Source organism: Devosia sp. WQ 349K1, assembly GCF_016595685.1.
Classification (GTDB): Bacteria; Pseudomonadota; Alphaproteobacteria; order Rhizobiales; family Devosiaceae; genus Devosia.
The window spans coordinates 324776-339862 of sequence record NZ_JAENGO010000006.1 but is presented as its reverse complement, the minus strand read 5'-3'; the positions used below and the strand labels follow the sequence as shown (position 1 = coordinate 339862).

Here is a 15087-nt window from a genome sequence, read left to right as displayed (position 1 = left end):
TGGTTCTTGCGAGGAGCCCAAGACCCGATCCCATCCCGAACTCGACCGTCAAATTCCTCCGCGCCAATGGTACTAAGTCTCAAGACTTGGGAGAGTAGGTCACTGCAAGGTCTGCCAAAAACATAAATTCTCTTCACGATCATCAAAACCAAATACAAAAAGCCCCGCTCACCAGCGGGGCTTTTTGCGTTTCTGGGCGCCGAACAATTGCCCCCACCTAACGTCCCCCGCAACCGCGGGAGGGACTTGAACGGTGTGCTGGGTTGGAGCTGCATGCCCGCAATAAGGACCCCTCACCCGACGCAGCGCGTCGACTTCTACGCATAGGGGCGAGGTGAGAAGGAGCCGAGCTTTATCCCCCAGTCTACCCCCACCCTCATTCCCTCCCCGCAAGGGGGACGGAGGCGGAACGGTGTGTGTTGTGGGCTAGGCTCAGAAGGTGGGAAGTCGTTTGAATCTTAGCTCCGCCCATGAGGGGTACCCTCTTCCCTAAGAGAGAGGTGATAAGGGGTTCTACCGATCTTTCAAAAGACCACCGGACTCACGGAGATGCGGTTGGGTTTGGTTGCGCGTGGTTCACCGCAACTAGCAAGTTCCATAAGTGTGCTCGTAGTTGTCTGCCAGCCGCTTGTCATTGAGGGGTGCCGGCCTTCAATGCACGATGGGAAGGCATGACAGTACGGTAGCTAATCGAGGCAGATTTTTGTCGTGTCGTTGCTCGGACGGTTTTGTGGACCGTCCGAGCGTCGATTGAGAGTTATAGGCCCATGTTGGCGAGGACCGCCAAGAGAAGTAAGGCAACAATGTTGGTGATCTTGATCATCGGATTAACGGCAGGGCCTGCCGTGTCCTTGTAGGGATCGCCAACAGTATCGCCGGTGACTGAGGCTTTGTGGGCGTCGGAGCCCTTGTAGTGCTTAACGCCGTGGCTGTCGGTAAAGCCGTCTTCAAAGCTCTTTTTGGCATTGTCCCAGGCGCCGCCACCGGCGGTCATCGAGATAGCCACAAAGAGTCCGGTGACAATGACACCCATCAACATTGCGCCAAGTGCAGAGAAGGCATTGGCCTGTCCGGCAATGGCGTTGATGACGAGATAGACAAAGATGGGCGAAAGGACGGGAAGCAAAGAGGGGATAATCATCTCCTTGATTGCGGCCTTGGTTAGCATGTCGACAGCGCGAGCGTAGTCGGGCTTCGATGTGCCCGCCATGATACCCGGGTCAGCTTTAAATTGCCGCCGCACTTCAACCACCACCGATTGGGCTGCGCGGCCTACAGCAGTCATGGACATGCCGCCAAAGAGGAAGGGCAGCAAGCCGCCAAAGAGCAGGCCAACCACGACATAGGGGTTGGCAAGATCGAAGCTGACGTCGAGGTTGGTGAAGTAGTGTTTTAGATCTTCAGTGTAGGCGGCGAAGAGCACAAGCGCGCCCAAACCAGCCGAGCCGATGGCATAGCCTTTGGTGACCGCCTTGGTGGTGTTACCGACCGCGTCGAGAGCGTCGGTATTGTGACGGACCGAGGCATCGAGACCGGCCATTTCAGCAATGCCGCCAGCATTGTCGGTAACGGGGCCAAAAGCATCGAGTGCAACGATGATCCCGGCTAGAGCCAGCATGGTGGACACCGCGACAGCGATGCCAAAGAGCCCCGCTTGGGAATAGGTGACGATAATGCCCGCAATGATCACCAGAGCCGGTAGCGCCGTTGACTCCAAAGAGACCGCTAGGCCCTGAATGACGTTGGTACCGTGGCCAGTGACCGAGGCTTCGGCAATGGAATTGACAGGGCGGCGATTGGTGCCGGTGTAATATTCGGTGATGACGATAATCAGCCCGGTAATGACAAGGCCAGTGGCGCCGCACCAGAACAGGCTCCAGGGCGTAAAGGTCTTGCCCTGCACGTCGATGGCCGCGTTAAGATCGCCAAACATGAACCAAAGCACGGGTAGCAAGGCGATGAGGGAGAGCACGCCAGAGGCGATAACACCCTTATAGAGCGCGCCCATGATGTTGTTGTCGGCGCCGAGTTTGACGAAATAGGTGCCGATGATTGAGGTGACGACGCAAGCGCCACCAATGGCGAGTGGCAGCACCATGCCGATGAGCTTGAACTGCTCGGGCAGGATAATGGCCGCCAGAACCATGGTGGCGACAATGGTCACCACATAGGTTTCAAACAGGTCAGCCGCCATGCCGGCGCAGTCGCCAACATTGTCGCCGACGTTATCGGCAATGGTGGCGGGATTACGTGGATCATCTTCGGGAATGCCCGCTTCGACCTTGCCCACCATGTCGCCCCCAACGTCAGCACCCTTAGTGAAGATACCGCCACCGAGACGTGCGAAGATCGAGATAAGCGAAGCGCCAAAGCTAAGGGCCACGAGGGCATCAATGACGGTACGGCTGGTTGGCGCAAAGCCCATACCAGTTAGTAGCATGAAATAGAGGGTGACACCGAGAAGGCCCAAACCTGCCACTAACATGCCGGTTACGGCACCCGATTTTAATGCCAGATCAAGGCCTTTGCTCAGGGAGCCTATAGCAGCCTGGGCAACACGCACGTTGGCACGAACGGATACATTCATGCCGATGAAGCCAGCGGCTCCGGACAGCACAGCCCCAATCAGAAAACCGCTAGCGGCATAGGGGCCAAGCAAGAGCCAAGCAGCAATCAGGATGACTGCACCGACGATAGCAATCGTCGTGTATTGACGCTTAAGATAGGCGGAAGCGCCTTCTCGAACCGCCGCAGAAATTTCCTGCATACGCGCTGAGCCCGCGTCGGCTTTGAGCAAATTCTGTGTAGTTACAACGCCATAAATAATAGAAAGACCGCCGCTAATAACGATCAGCCAAAGTGCTAGACCCATTGATAGTCCCTCGATGTTTCCTCCAGGGACTCAACATGGAAGGCGAGGTCTTTGCCTCGTTCACTTCCATACGAAATAGAGCCCCTTCCGCAATAAAGATTAACTTTATTGTGAAGTTAGGCAATGGTGATGTGGGCGTCTTTGGCGTGAAGTTACTTTGTGATTGTTTCTAACGCTTTAGATATGACTGTGGCGTCGCCAGCAATGGCTAAGGTCTTGAAACGCGCCGTGTCACCGGACACAAGTTTGATCGCTGACTTGGTCAGGTTTAGTTTTTTAGCGAGGAGAGCGATAACTGCAGCATTGGCCTTGCCCTTGTCGGGGACGGCGCTGACGCGAAGCCGGAGATAGCAGCTGCCGTCGCCGCGCGTCTCGGGGCCATCAATGGCGTCGCGCCCGGCATTGGGCGTGACGCGGAGGTGTAGGGTGACGCCGGTAGCGGTCACCGAATAGAAATTAGAGGCCAGCGGCGATAACCCAGTTCACGACATACATGCCGATGAATTGCTGGATGAACATGATCAGCAGGAACACGACCAAAGGCGATAGGTCGAGGCCGTTCATGTTGGGTAGTAGGCGGCGGATCGGGCGCAGAACGGGCTCTGTGAGCTGGTTAAGCACCTGCCAGACCGAATAAACGAACTGGTTGCGCGTATTGATGACGTTAAATGAGATCAACCAGCTCATGATGATCATGGCAAGCATGACCCATTTGTAGAGGTCGAGCACAATGTTGATGACGCTAAGTAGCGCTAGCATGTCTTGCTCCTGATAGGTGCGCTTTATCTAGGTTGTGCCGCGCGCTGTCGCAAGGGATTTGGCCGCGTTTGCGGCAGAATGGATGCGACAAGTAAAAAGATCATGGGGTTCTGGGCCGCGACATCGACACAGAACCCCTAATGACTGACGAACCGGTACGCAAAACAAAAATCCCGGACATCTCAAATGTTGCAGGAAACGTGCCAAACTACGGATTGCCCGAAAACCTGCGCTAAAGATTAATGTCGAATTTATATGGCTCTAGAACCGGTATTTCATGCGTTGCAGAATGCAAATTCATTGCAGAATGCAATTTCATTTTGCGTTAGTGCTGGGCTTCCAGGTGACGACGCGGAAAATATAGAGCACGACCACGACGGCCAAGACGATGTAGCTCAGCGGGTCGAGAAATACCTCAATGGCTTCGTAGTGTTCGTGCAAAATGTACCCGGCGAGGGTGAGGAACGTGTTCCAGATGAGTGAGCCGATGGTGGAGGCCAAGAGGAAGATCCACAACGGCATGCGTGATAGGCCTGCAGGAATGGAGATCAGCGTGCGGATAAGCGGGATAAGACGCCCAAACAGCACGATGATCGGGCCATAACGCTTGAACCAGACCACGGCGATGTCGATTTCATCGGCATTAAAGGCCATGAGACGACCGAACTTATCGGCCATCCAGCGCACCCGGTTGAGACCAAATAGGCGCCCAGCGAAGTACCATGGCAGCATGCCCACGACTGCGCCAACAGTAGCAGTGATCAGCACGCCGGCGAGGCTGAGGTCACCATTGGCGGCGGCAAATCCAGCAAAGGGAATGATCAGCTCAGAGGGAATGGGCGGGAAGATGGATTCGGCCAACATGACGAGAAATATGCCGAGATAACCCAGCTCGGAAATGGTCTGGATGATCCAGTCAGTCATGCTCTTTTCGTCCTTACTCTGCGGGTGTCGGCTCGTGACCCTTTTCATCCGAGTATAGGGTAGACCTCAAGAAATGTTTTAGATGCGCACGTATGGCCAGCGTGAGGACCTTAGGTTTTCTCCGCGCGGCGGAGCAGGAAGTCTCTGCCAGACCTATAAAAACAAAAATCCCCGCCGAAGCGGGGATTTTCTTATGTGTTCGCTAAGAGGATTAGCTAACCTTAGAAGCGCGGCTCATACGCTTGCGATCGTTCGGATCCAGCCAGATCTTGCGCAGGCGGATCGACTTCGGGGTCACTTCGACATACTCGTCGTCGGCGATGTAGCCGAGGGACTGTTCGAGCGTCAGCTTCTTCGGGGTCGTCAGACGAACGGCTTCGTCCTTCGACGTCGTACGGATGTTGGTGAGCTGCTTGCCCTTGAGTGCGTTCACTTCAAGGTCGTTTTCGCGGCTGTGTTCGCCAACGATCATGCCTTCATAGATGTCGACGCCAGCGTCGATCATGATCGGGCCACGATCTTCCAGGTTCCACAGAGCAAAGGCAACAGACTGGCCGGTGCCGTTCGAAATCAGAACGCCGGTACGACGCGTTGGCAGTTCGCCCTTGAAAGGAACGAAGGAGTGGAACAGGCGGTTGAAGATTGCCGTACCGCGCGTGTCGGACAGAAGTTCAGCCTGGTAGCCGATCAGCGAGCGGGTCGGAACCAGCAGGATGATACGGGTACGGCCAACGCCGGACGGACGCATGTCGGTGAGTTCACCCTTGCGTTCGGTCAGCTTCTGGACGACGGCGCCAGTGTGCTCGTCATCAACGTCGATGATGACTTCTTCAATCGGCTCAAGCTTCTGGCCGTTTTCTTCCTTGAAGAGAACCTTCGGGCGACCAATGGTCAACTCGAAGCCTTCGCGGCGCATGTTTTCGATCAGAACCGCAAGCTGCAATTCGCCACGGCCAGCAACGTCAAAGCTGTCGTTGTCCTCGCCTGGAGTAACACGGATCGCGACGTTACCTTCAGCTTCACGCATCAGGCGTTCGCGGATCACGCGGGACTGAACCTTGTCGCCCTCACGGCCAGCCAGCGGGCCGTCGTTGATGCGGAATGTTACCGACAGGGTTGGAGGATCGATAGGCTTAGCGGCAAGTGGAGTGAGAATCTGTGGGACCGAAATCGTGTCGGCCACAGTGGTTGTCTCAAGACCTGCGATCGAGACGATGTCGCCTGCGACACCTTCATCGATTGGATTGCGCTCAAGGCCGCGGAAAGCGAGAACCTTGGATACACGACCCTTTTCAACGATCTTGCCATCGCGGTTGAGCGCGTGGATTGGATCGCCGGCCTTGACCGAACCGGAATATACGCGGCCCGACAGAATGCGGCCGAGGAAGGGGTTGCGCTCGATAGTGGTCACGAGCATGCGGAACTGACCTTCTTCAACGGTCGGCTCTGGAACGTGTTCGATTACCTTGTCGAGAAGCGGTGCGAGGCTTTCGCGTGCGCCGTCGGGTTCATTAGCCATCCAGCCGAGCTTGGCTGCACCGTAGAGAACCGGGAAGTCGAGCTGTTCTGGGGTCGCGTCCAGCGCGATGAACAGATCGAAGATTTCTTCGAGAACTTCCAGGTGACGTTCGTCAGACTTGTCGATCTTGTTGATGGCAACGATCGGGCGCAGGCCCTGTGCAAGTGCCTTACCAAGTACGAACTTGGTCTGTGGCATTGGGCCTTCAGCCGCGTCAACGAGCAGTACCACGCCGTCCACCATGGACAGAATGCGTTCTACTTCGCCGCCGAAGTCGGCGTGGCCTGGGGTGTCAACGATGTTGATGCGAGTGTCATTCCAAACGAGCGAGGTGACCTTCGCCAGAATGGTAATGCCGCGTTCGCGCTCGATGTCGTTGCTGTCCATAGCGCGTTCTTCAACGCGTTCGTTTTCGCGGAAAACACCAGACTGCTTCAGGAGAACGTCGATCAGGGTCGTCTTGCCGTGGTCAACGTGAGCAATAATCGCGATATTGCGCAATTTCATATGTGGGTCAGCCTCAATTGGCATGATCCGCAAAACAGCCCCACCGAAGCGATCCGGCGAGCTGGCAAGGACAAACCATGCAGTATGAATGTGCCGGTCCAATGAGATAGGGTCCGGCAGGGTCGCGCGCTGAATATAGCAAAAGACGCATTTTCACAAGGTTGCAAAATGCATAGCCGCTGCCCGCATTTGCTGAAAAGTGTCCGGGTCTCGTCAGAAAGTCAGATTTTTGACCGAGCGAGTGCGGCTTGGGCGAGTGCAGCGGCACTCTTCCACTGATAGCGCGCTAACGCCACATCGGGGCCATCGTCCTGCGGACGCGCGGTTTTCTCGATGATCTTGCCTTGCAGCTTCTCATAAAATGCAATCGCGCGGGTGTTTGCCGCAAGCGCGACCAAGTGAATTGGAACGGCTTGGCGGTCCAGAGGCAGCGCTGCAATTCCATCAATTAGCAAGGAGAGCCCCAACCCACGTCCCTGATAGCTTGGAGCGATATAGAGGTGGTGGAGATATGTGCCGTGGTCCTGTTCGAGCTCTAGTTCAAAGAAAATGAAGCCGACCAGCTCATCGCCATTATCAGCGACCAGCAGTGTAAAGTTAGATGTCTGCGCGCCTTCGGCTAGGCGGTTGATCCAAAGCTGGGCCTTCTCCTTAGGGCGAACGACATCCAAATAGTGGTCGCTCATTATTCCCCTATAGGTGCTCGCGCCGACTTCAATATGGAGTTTAGTGATCTCTGCGCGGTCTGAAGCCTGAGCTGGGCGAATGAGAATAGTCATGAGCACGGTCTAGTGGGTTGCGTCAGCTGGGGGCGGTTAAGGCACAATGCTCAGTTTGTCTGAAAGTTCGAGGGGCGGATATCTTGCGAGAGAAGTAGGCTGGCCAGCGATTGGGCGGGTAGGGGTGGTGAGAACAGGAAGCCCTGCACTTCGGATACCCCTTGCTGGCGGACCAAGGATAACTGCTCCTCGGTCTCGATACCTTCTGCCGTTGTCTCCATCCCCAAGGCCCGACCAAGCCCGATAACCGCTGCAATAATAGCCTGGCTGTCGAGCCGGGTGGTCAGGTCTGCCATGAATGAGCGGTCAATTTTTATTTTGTCAAACGGGAAGCTCCGCAAATAGCTGAGCGAGGAATACCCCGTGCCAAAGTCGTCCATCGAAATGCGCACGCCCATGGAGCGCAGCTCGTGAAGCGCCCGCATGGTGATTTCGCTATCGTTCAGAAGCAAGCTTTCTGTGATTTCCAGCTCTAGCCGCTCGGGTGAAAGCGTAGATTTTTCGAGTGCGTGCTTAACGTGGGCAACCAGATCCTTGTGTCGAAACTGCACCGGGGAGAGGTTGACGGCTACACGCACATTTGGCGGCCAGGTGGCCGCGGTGCGGCAGGCCTGCTCCAATACCCATTGCCCGATAGGGACAATCAATCCTGTGTCTTCGGCAACGGGTACAAATTCTGCTGGTGACACCGTGCGATCATCGTGGTCCCAGCGGAGAAGAGCTTCGACGCAGGTGACCCGGTTTTCGGCTAGCCCAAACAAGGGTTGGAACATTAGGCGCAATTCATTGCGCTGCATGGCCATGCGTAGGCCTGCCTCAATCGACCGGCGCTGTTGCAAATCGGCGTCCATGCCGGTTTCAAAGAAACGATAGGTCGAGCGCCCTTCACTTTTGGCTTTATAGAGCGCTAAGTCGGCGTTCTTGACCAGTTGATCGGTGGCTGTTCCATCGTTTGGGCCCACAGATATGCCCACCGATGCGCCGATTTCGATCAGCTGTCCCGCAATGTTCATCGGTGCGCTTAAGGCTTTAACGATACGCTCTGCAACGCGGGCCGCTGTGTCTGCGCTGTCGAGTGGCCGCAGGAGCAGCGCGAACTCATCACCGCCGAGGCGCGCGAGAATATCGGTTTCTCTTGTCGTACCCCACAGGCGTACGGCGGCCTGTTTGATCACCTCATCGCCCACGGCGTGGCCAAGCGTGTCGTTTACAACCTTGAAATTATCGAGGTCGATGTAGAGAACTGCAGCCATCTCGCCGCGTTGGAGGTCGGCCTCGGTCTTTTTCATCTGATCGAGAAATTCGATCCGGTTGGGAAGATCCGTCAGCGCGTCATGACGAGCTAGGTGCTGGATGCGCGCTTCAGCTTTGCGTTGCTCGGTGACGTCTTCATGTGTCGTAACAAAGCCACCATCTTTCATCGGATGGTGTTGCATCAAGATGATGCGCCCATTCAGCTCGTGGACGGTTTTGCCGTATTCCCGACGTGCAATCACTTCTCGTCGCCAGGAAATATAGTCCTCACGGGTGTTACCGGAACTCATCCCGATGTCGAAAAGATGGCTCAGAATATCTTCAAGCTGGGTGCCAGGTTTCAAAAGTTCAACGGGCAAATTATAGATGCGCGCATAGGGTTCGTTGCAGATGATCAGGCGCCCTCTGGCATCCATCATCGAGAGCCCGATAGAAATATTGTTTACCGCCGCATCAAGGCGAATGTTTTGGCGCTCAAGCTCCAGTTTTCGCTTGTTCTGTGACGCTAAGCTGGCGATTTCGTCGCTGATATCTTCGTGTGTGACCACCCAACCGAGTTTTGGGGAATAAACATGGGCCGTCTGAATGGTGCGGCCAGAGCTAAGGGTCTCGCGGTTTTTGTGACGGGTGCCCGATCGGTTGGACAACAGCTCGTTCGTGTAGCTCTCGTAGAACGCTTCTGCGCTCTGCCCCGGGTGGTTTCCCAGACGTGATGAGATGTGGACCACATCCTCAAGTGTCATTCCGCGATGTAGGGCGTCAGGTGAAAAACCATAGAGGTTGCGGTACTGCTCGTTCCACATCTCGAGCTTGAATTGTGAGGACCAAACACAAAAGCCGTAGGGAATGTTTTCGAGAGCTGCGTCAAGCAGCAAAGCTTCGGCAATGTCGCTCACTCGCGAAGCAGTCTTCGAAGCCATTACTTCCCCCTATGCCCTTATGGGCGTGTGAAAAAATAGCTGTCGCCACTTAACGGGCAATTAAGTGGAGATGTATTCGTTCGCTAGGCGTATCGAGCTGTGGGCTTTTTCCTGTTTGGTCCGGGGCTACAGAATAAAATGCTCTAAATTTTACTTTCGTTTCTTGGGCGTTCGCTCGGTCGTTGTGATCTTCAGTCAGGGTGCCGCCGCTATAAAGTTTGGCCTGTTGACTACATGGACCCTCGCACAAAATGACATCTGTCAAAGGGCGTGCCGGATTGGGGCGCTAGTCAGACAAGGCCATTGGTGCGATGGTTGTCACCGTCTATTGAGATTGTTCCGATGCCCAGCTTTATTCCAGACCTCTCCGTTATTTTAACTTTCGCACTGGCCGGCTTCGTTTTGGCGATTACGCCCGGCCCCGATATGGCGCTGTTTGTGTCGCGGACGATGAATTTTGGCAGGTCTCATGGTTTCGCCGCAGTGCTCGGGACAAGCACCGGCATTGCCGTGCACACCATGCTCGTAGCCTTCGGGATCTCAGTGCTTATTGTTGCCGCACCGACGGCCTTCTGGGTGCTTAAAATAGTGGGCGCGCTCTATCTGGTTTGGCTCGCCATACAAGCTGTTCGGTCGGGCGGTGGCCTGTTGGTCTCGCGGGAAGGCGGTAAGCAACCAAGTCTCTTTCAAAGCTATCTCACAGGGCTTGCCATCAATCTTACAAACCCCAAGGTGGCGTTGTTTTTCGTGACCTTCCTGCCTCAGTTCGTTTCGGCGGAAGATCCTGCGGTGGCGCAAAAGCTGGTCTTTCTCGGTGTGGAGTTCATCCTCGTGTCTATTCCGGTGGTTGTGGGCACAGTTCTGTTTGCCGAGTGGCTGACTGTGACGCTGCGTGATAATCAGTGGGTCTCAAAAGCTCTGAACTGGAGCTTTGCGGCTGTTTTCATTGGTTTTGCCGCGACCATTCTTTTCGCCGAAGGCCGTAAATAGGTTTTTGGTTTCGGAACCGAGATGAACTATCGCCACGCCTTTCACGCCGGCAATTTTGCCGATGTGGTCAAACACACAATTCTCACCCGCATTCTGGCTTACCTTTTGCGCAAGGAGGCGCCGTTTCGCGTGATCGATACCCATGCAGGGATCGGTATGTATGACCTCTATGGCGATCAAGCCGAGCGCACGGGGGAGTGGCAGGATGGGATTTCCCGCTTGGTTGAGCGAGATCTCCCTCCTTCGGTGGGCGACATACTGGCGCCCTATCTGGATGCGGTGAAATCCCAGAATGCAGGCGGAGAGTTGCGGTATTATCCCGGCTCGCCCTTCATCACCCGGCACATGCTGCGCAAGCAGGACCGGCTTATGGCGCTGGAGTTGCATCCCAAGGATGTTGAATCGCTACGCGAAAACTTTGCCGGAGATTTTCAGACCCGCGTCACCCATCTCGACGCTTGGGCTGCAATGGGCACCCATGTGCCGCCGAAGGAGAATCGCGGCTTAGTGCTGGTCGATCCGCCATTTGAAGAAAAGGGCGAGTTCAACCGAATGGCGCAGGGCTTGGCCAAGGCCTATAAGCGCTGGCCTGGCGGGACTTATGCCTTTTGGTATCCGATCAAGGATGTGTCCGAGGTCGACACTTATGTGAAGGCGCTCAAGGCAACCGGTATCAAGAAAATTTTGCGCCTTGAGATGACCATTCGCCCAGCATCCGAGCCGCCGCGCCTCCATGGCACGGGAATGATCGTTGTGAACCCGCCCTATGTGCTGGAAGACGAAATGCGCGCCGTGCTGCCGTTTCTAGCCGACACGCTCGGCGTGGATGGACAAGGTAAATGGCTCGTGGAGTGGATCGCCGGCGAATAGCTAGCGTCGCGCTCGCGTTTGACGGGTGGGAGCGTGGAACATTGGCGGTTTGGTTTTCACCCAGACAATAAACTTTGCCATTTCGGGATCGACTTTGAGGCGCTCAACATCGTTCAGGTGTTGAGCAATCTCGCTTTCCGAGAATCGGGCGTGAATGGCGCTGTGGCAAATCTGATGCAGGTGAACCGTTCCCATATGCGTCCCGCCCTTGAGCCGCGGCGTCAAATGATGGCGGCTGGATTTTGCGTCTTTGGGAATGGGGCGACCGCACAAGGGGCAGTCAGAGAGTGCGCGGGCGGCAGCGGTTTCTTCCGCCGCCCGGATAGCGCGTTCGACGCTACGCGCCGAAGGCCTCTTCAATTCTAGTAGATGCCAGCAAGAGCATCGCGGTCCTTCTTGGACAGGCGTTCGCTCTCGGACTTGAGCTGGCCGCAGGCGGCGAAAATATCGCGACCGCGTGGGGTGCGGACAGGGGAGGCATAGCCCGCCTTGTTGACGATATCGGCGAAACGCTCGATGCGGCTTGATGGCGATGTGCCATAGTTCGAACCCGGCCATGGGTTGAACGGTATCAGATTGATCTTCGCTGGAATGCCTGCGAGTAGGCGCACAAGCTCCTTGGCCTCCGCATCGCTGTCATTGATGCCGTCGAGCATCACATATTCGAAGGTGATGCGGCGGGCGTTCGATACGCCTGGGTAGTTGCGGCAGGCGTCGAGCAGATCTTTGATCGGCCATTTCTTGTTGATCGGCACCAGCACGTCACGCAGATCATCGCGCACGGCGTGCAGGGAAATGGCGAGCATGACGTCGATTTCCGAGCCGGTACGTTCAATGTTTGGCACAACGCCCGAGGTCGAAAGCGTGATGCGGCGCTTGGAGATGGACATGCCATCGCCAGCCGAGGCGATCAGCAGCGCCTGCTTAACATTGTCGAAATTATAGAGCGGCTCGCCCATGCCCATCATCACAATATTGGTGATGGCGCGGCTTTCGCCGCCCGGCACAAGGCCACCGTCATCAGGACGCGAACCGCCAGGGAAGTCGCCAAGGCGCTCGCGGGCCATGAGGATCTGCCCGAGGATTTCGCCAGCGGTGAGGTTGCGCACCAGCTTCTGCGTGCCAGTGTGGCAGAAGGAGCAGGTGAGGGTGCAGCCAACCTGCGACGAGACGCAAAGCGTGCCGCGGTCAGATTCTGGGATGTAGACGGTTTCGACTTCAACCGGCGGGTAGTTTGGGTTGGCCGGATCGCGGAAGCGGAACAGCCACTTGCGAGTGCCGTCGGTAGAGACCTGTTCGGAGGCGATCTCGGGACGGTCGAGAATAAAAGTATCGGCAAGCTTCTGACGGACGGGCTTGGCCACATTGGTCATGCGGTCAAAATCGGTGACGCCGTTGACGTAAAGCCAGTTCCACAACTGGCTTGAGCGCATGCGCGCTTCTTTGTCGGTCGCAATACCTTCAGCCGTCAGCGCCTCGGCCAACTGTGCTTTAGAGAGACCGATCAGCGACGGGCGGGCCGCCACAGCTGGGCGGACGGCAGTCGAATGGTCAAGGTTCAGCGCAATGGTCATGGGGCGCAACGGGGCTCGATAATGCGGGAAAGTGGCTGGGCAATAGCATATGGGGACGCAAAGCGCAAAGTCACGCTGCTGCGAACCCGATCTGCATAAACTGGGAAGCTAGATTATCGTTTCAACAGAGGTTTTAACACTCTGCGCCGACGGCCTGCTGCGCGGCGGTGGCGCCGGAGAGCGAATAGTTCTGAATAACGCTTGTGCCGTCAGCCGCGGTCCCGGTGACAGAAAGACTGGAGCCGCTGCGAATAGCGGCTGCCAAATTGGCGGCCTGACCAGCGTCATCCAGCCAAGCGGCGTCGCCTTGGGTAAACAGAGCAAAATTCTGGCCGCCGATTGAAACGCTCGCCGAAGACCCTGTTTGGAATGTGTATCCCGCAACGAGGTTAAACTCGTTGGTGACATCTTCACCTGGGCGGCTCGAGATGTAGAGATAGGCTTCGCCCGCTACAGCGCTCGCCGGGTCACTGGACTTCGGCTTGGTCATTGCAAAGCAAACTTTAGTCGAACCATCACCTGCCGCAAAGCTCGACCAATCGCGGAAATCTCCAAGGACACGGGCAGATTGGGCCTGTGCTGGCGCTAGAGCGGCCAAAGAGATCGCGAGTGTGAGCGTCAGGACGGTGGGGACACGGATCATGGATAGTCTGCTCTCTGACGAATAAAATGGCGATAGCGGGCCAATAGGTCCGCTATCAGTTATGGCGTTAAACAGCCGCGCTTCAAGCCTTTACTTGCAGGCTGCGTCGATCGCATTGACCGCTGCGGTAGCGCCGGAGAGCGAATAGGTGTCTACCGTATTGGTGCCGCGCTGGCTGGTGCCGCGCACGGTCATATTGCTACCCGCCTTAAACGCTTGAACGAAGCCTGGCTCATCGCTTGCTGAAGCCAGCCATGCCGTCGAGCCGCGAGCCGCCATCACATAGGTCTTACCGTCGATGGACACTGAAGCTTTCGCGTCGCTGGAATTGTACGGATAGCCGATCTGCGTCTGAACCTCGTTCTTCGATCCCATGCCCTTGCGATGGACAATCATGAACTTGATCGGATCGCGATTTGCGCCCGCTGGTTCGCTCGACTGTGGCTCGCCAATAATGAAGCAAAGCTGGCCGCTCTGGTCAGACGCCGTAAAGGCGGACCACGCGTTGAAGGTCCCCAGTTCCGTGGCCTGCTGTGCCTGTGCGGCCGGGGCGAGAGCCATGACTGCTGCGACCGCGAGCCCAAACATCAGGCCACCGGTTTTCCTCGTCATTGCCAATTCTTCCTCTTGTTCTGCTGTCGTTCGTACCTGTCGCTGCCCGCCCAGCATGGCCCGAACATGGTTACCAAGGTGTCAAAACCCGTCCGCTTTCCGGGTATTTACATCAAATGAAAGGCAATCGCGGCGGCAATTGGGCGTGAGCGCAAGTTCACGCTTTGGTTTGCGATAGAACGGTTAAGGCATTGCTAATGGCGCGATGCTGTTACGTCTGCGCCGAAAGCGGGAAACTCTCCTCAACAACATAGGGTCCCCCACCAACGGAATCACGGCTGGAATAGAGAACGAACTGGGTCGGTGTGAAGCGCAAAGGCTCGAAAACCGGGGCCTCAGAGAGAAAACGCGCTACGTCATCTGATGATGCACCCCGCAGTCTGGCAAGCGTCACATGCGGTACGAATTTGCGGCCTTCTGGGGCGATGCCGGCTTGCTGGATCACGCGCTCGTGTGCAGCTTGCAGTCGATTGAGCCCATCGGAGGGCTCGACTGCCGCATAAAGTGCGCGCGGCTTGTCGCCACCGAAACTATCGATTTGCGTCAAGCGAAGGTCAAAACGCACAGTCTTGGATAGGCGCTCAAGATTATCAACGATGTCGTTGGCTGTCGGGGCGTCAACGTCACCGATAAAGCGCAATGTGATGTGATAGTCGCTTGGTTCTATCCATCTGGCTCCGTGCAGGCCGCCGCGCTTGAGTGAAAGTGCAAAGCCGATGTCGCGTGGTATTTCGATACCAGTAAAGAGCCGGGGCATAAACACCTCCCTGCCAAGGATCAGTCAGACCAGTCTACCCTAGGCAGAAACGCATTTTCTGGCCAGTCGCCGAGCCAAAAAGATCGTTTGTTCTTGTCAGAAACCAG

14 protein-coding genes and 1 rRNA gene are annotated in these 15087 nt (G+C 56.2%); 3 read left to right on the top strand and 12 right to left on the bottom strand.

Going from position 1 to position 15087, the window contains the following annotated elements; all coding sequences use genetic code 11:
- Nucleotides 1-111, top strand: a 5S ribosomal RNA gene (gene rrf / locus JHL21_RS14015); the annotation flags it as partial.
- Nucleotides 112-757: 646 nt separating this feature from the next.
- Here the strand turns inward: rrf and JHL21_RS14010 are convergent.
- From JHL21_RS14010 to JHL21_RS13980, 7 genes are all read right to left on the bottom strand, one after another.
- On the bottom strand, nt 758-2872 hold the full coding sequence (locus tag JHL21_RS14010; protein WP_200214114.1) for a sodium-translocating pyrophosphatase: 2115 nt from the start codon (nt 2870-2872) through the stop codon (nt 758-760).
- 152 nt (nt 2873-3024) lie between these two features.
- Nucleotides 3025-3318 (bottom strand): DUF167 family protein, encoded by a 294-nt coding sequence (locus JHL21_RS14005; RefSeq protein ID WP_200214112.1) that lies wholly within the window; start codon nt 3316-3318, stop codon nt 3025-3027.
- A gap of 10 nt (nt 3319-3328) precedes the next feature.
- The gene (locus JHL21_RS14000; RefSeq protein ID WP_169196584.1) at nt 3329-3631 is read right to left on the bottom strand and encodes a YggT family protein; all 303 of its coding nucleotides are present in this window, start codon (nt 3629-3631) and stop codon (nt 3329-3331) included.
- A gap of 315 nt (nt 3632-3946) precedes the next feature.
- Nucleotides 3947-4555 (bottom strand): DedA family protein, encoded by a 609-nt coding sequence (locus JHL21_RS13995; RefSeq protein ID WP_199532656.1) that lies wholly within the window; start codon nt 4553-4555, stop codon nt 3947-3949.
- Between the two features lie 211 nt (nt 4556-4766).
- Nucleotides 4767-6581 (bottom strand): translational GTPase TypA, encoded by a 1815-nt coding sequence (typA, locus tag JHL21_RS13990; protein ID WP_169196593.1) that lies wholly within the window; start codon nt 6579-6581, stop codon nt 4767-4769.
- Between the two features lie 221 nt (nt 6582-6802).
- Nucleotides 6803-7360, bottom strand: a complete 558-nt coding sequence (locus tag JHL21_RS13985) for a GNAT family N-acetyltransferase (protein WP_200214111.1) — start codon at nt 7358-7360, stop codon at nt 6803-6805.
- A gap of 50 nt (nt 7361-7410) precedes the next feature.
- A complete protein-coding gene (locus JHL21_RS13980; protein WP_200214109.1) occupies nt 7411-9534 on the bottom strand; it encodes an EAL domain-containing protein in 2124 nt (707 codons plus the stop codon).
- 342 nt (nt 9535-9876) lie between these two features.
- Here JHL21_RS13980 and JHL21_RS13975 point away from each other — a divergent pair, with 342 nt between their 5' ends.
- The gene (locus JHL21_RS13975) at nt 9877-10524 is read left to right on the top strand and encodes a LysE family translocator (protein ID WP_199532653.1); all 648 of its coding nucleotides are present in this window, start codon (nt 9877-9879) and stop codon (nt 10522-10524) included.
- A 21-nt stretch (nt 10525-10545) separates the two neighbouring features.
- On the top strand, nt 10546-11394 hold the full coding sequence (locus JHL21_RS13970) for a 23S rRNA (adenine(2030)-N(6))-methyltransferase RlmJ (RefSeq protein ID WP_200214108.1): 849 nt from the start codon (nt 10546-10548) through the stop codon (nt 11392-11394).
- Here the strand turns inward: JHL21_RS13970 and JHL21_RS17605 are convergent, their stop codons facing one another.
- The 5 genes from JHL21_RS17605 to thpR form a co-directional block, all read right to left on the bottom strand.
- Entirely contained in the window at nt 11395-11718 is a 324-nt protein-coding gene (locus JHL21_RS17605) for a restriction endonuclease (RefSeq protein ID WP_367948197.1), read from the bottom strand.
- Between the two features lie 38 nt (nt 11719-11756).
- Nucleotides 11757-12968 carry a 23S rRNA (adenine(2503)-C(2))-methyltransferase RlmN gene (rlmN, locus tag JHL21_RS13965; RefSeq protein WP_199532651.1) on the bottom strand — a complete coding sequence of 404 codons (1212 nt, stop codon included), beginning with the start codon at nt 12966-12968 and terminating at the stop codon, nt 11757-11759.
- A 133-nt stretch (nt 12969-13101) separates the two neighbouring features.
- Nucleotides 13102-13611 carry an invasion associated locus B family protein gene (locus JHL21_RS13960; protein WP_200214107.1) on the bottom strand — a complete coding sequence of 170 codons (510 nt, stop codon included), beginning with the start codon at nt 13609-13611 and terminating at the stop codon, nt 13102-13104.
- A 90-nt stretch (nt 13612-13701) separates the two neighbouring features.
- On the bottom strand, nt 13702-14223 hold the full coding sequence (locus tag JHL21_RS13955; RefSeq protein WP_169196577.1) for an invasion associated locus B family protein: 522 nt from the start codon (nt 14221-14223) through the stop codon (nt 13702-13704).
- 211 nt (nt 14224-14434) lie between these two features.
- A complete protein-coding gene (gene thpR, locus JHL21_RS13950; RefSeq protein WP_169196576.1) occupies nt 14435-14980 on the bottom strand; it encodes an RNA 2',3'-cyclic phosphodiesterase in 546 nt (181 codons plus the stop codon).
- Nucleotides 14981-15087 lie beyond the last annotated feature (107 nt).

Excerpts from the sequence above, each read along its gene's own strand:
- JHL21_RS13955 (WP_169196577.1), bottom strand. The coding sequence starts at position 14,223 with ATGACGAGGAAAACCGGTGGCCTGATGTTTGGGCTCGCGGTCGCAGCA.
- JHL21_RS13975 (WP_199532653.1), top strand. The coding sequence starts at position 9,877 with ATGCCCAGCTTTATTCCAGACCTCTCCGTTATTTTAACTTTCGCACTG.
- thpR (WP_169196576.1), bottom strand. The coding sequence starts at position 14,980 with ATGCCCCGGCTCTTTACTGGTATCGAAATACCACGCGACATCGGCTTT.
- JHL21_RS13970 (WP_200214108.1), top strand. The coding sequence starts at position 10,546 with ATGAACTATCGCCACGCCTTTCACGCCGGCAATTTTGCCGATGTGGTC.
- JHL21_RS13980 (WP_200214109.1), bottom strand. The coding sequence starts at position 9,534 with ATGGCTTCGAAGACTGCTTCGCGAGTGAGCGACATTGCCGAAGCTTTG.
- JHL21_RS13960 (WP_200214107.1), bottom strand. The coding sequence starts at position 13,611 with ATGATCCGTGTCCCCACCGTCCTGACGCTCACACTCGCGATCTCTTTG.
- JHL21_RS14000 (WP_169196584.1), bottom strand. The coding sequence starts at position 3,631 with ATGCTAGCGCTACTTAGCGTCATCAACATTGTGCTCGACCTCTACAAA.
- JHL21_RS13995 (WP_199532656.1), bottom strand. The coding sequence starts at position 4,555 with ATGACTGACTGGATCATCCAGACCATTTCCGAGCTGGGTTATCTCGGC.
- JHL21_RS13985 (WP_200214111.1), bottom strand. The coding sequence starts at position 7,360 with ATGACTATTCTCATTCGCCCAGCTCAGGCTTCAGACCGCGCAGAGATC.
- JHL21_RS14010 (WP_200214114.1), bottom strand. The coding sequence starts at position 2,872 with ATGGGTCTAGCACTTTGGCTGATCGTTATTAGCGGCGGTCTTTCTATT.
- rlmN (WP_199532651.1), bottom strand. The coding sequence starts at position 12,968 with ATGACCATTGCGCTGAACCTTGACCATTCGACTGCCGTCCGCCCAGCT.
- typA (WP_169196593.1), bottom strand. The coding sequence starts at position 6,581 with ATGAAATTGCGCAATATCGCGATTATTGCTCACGTTGACCACGGCAAG.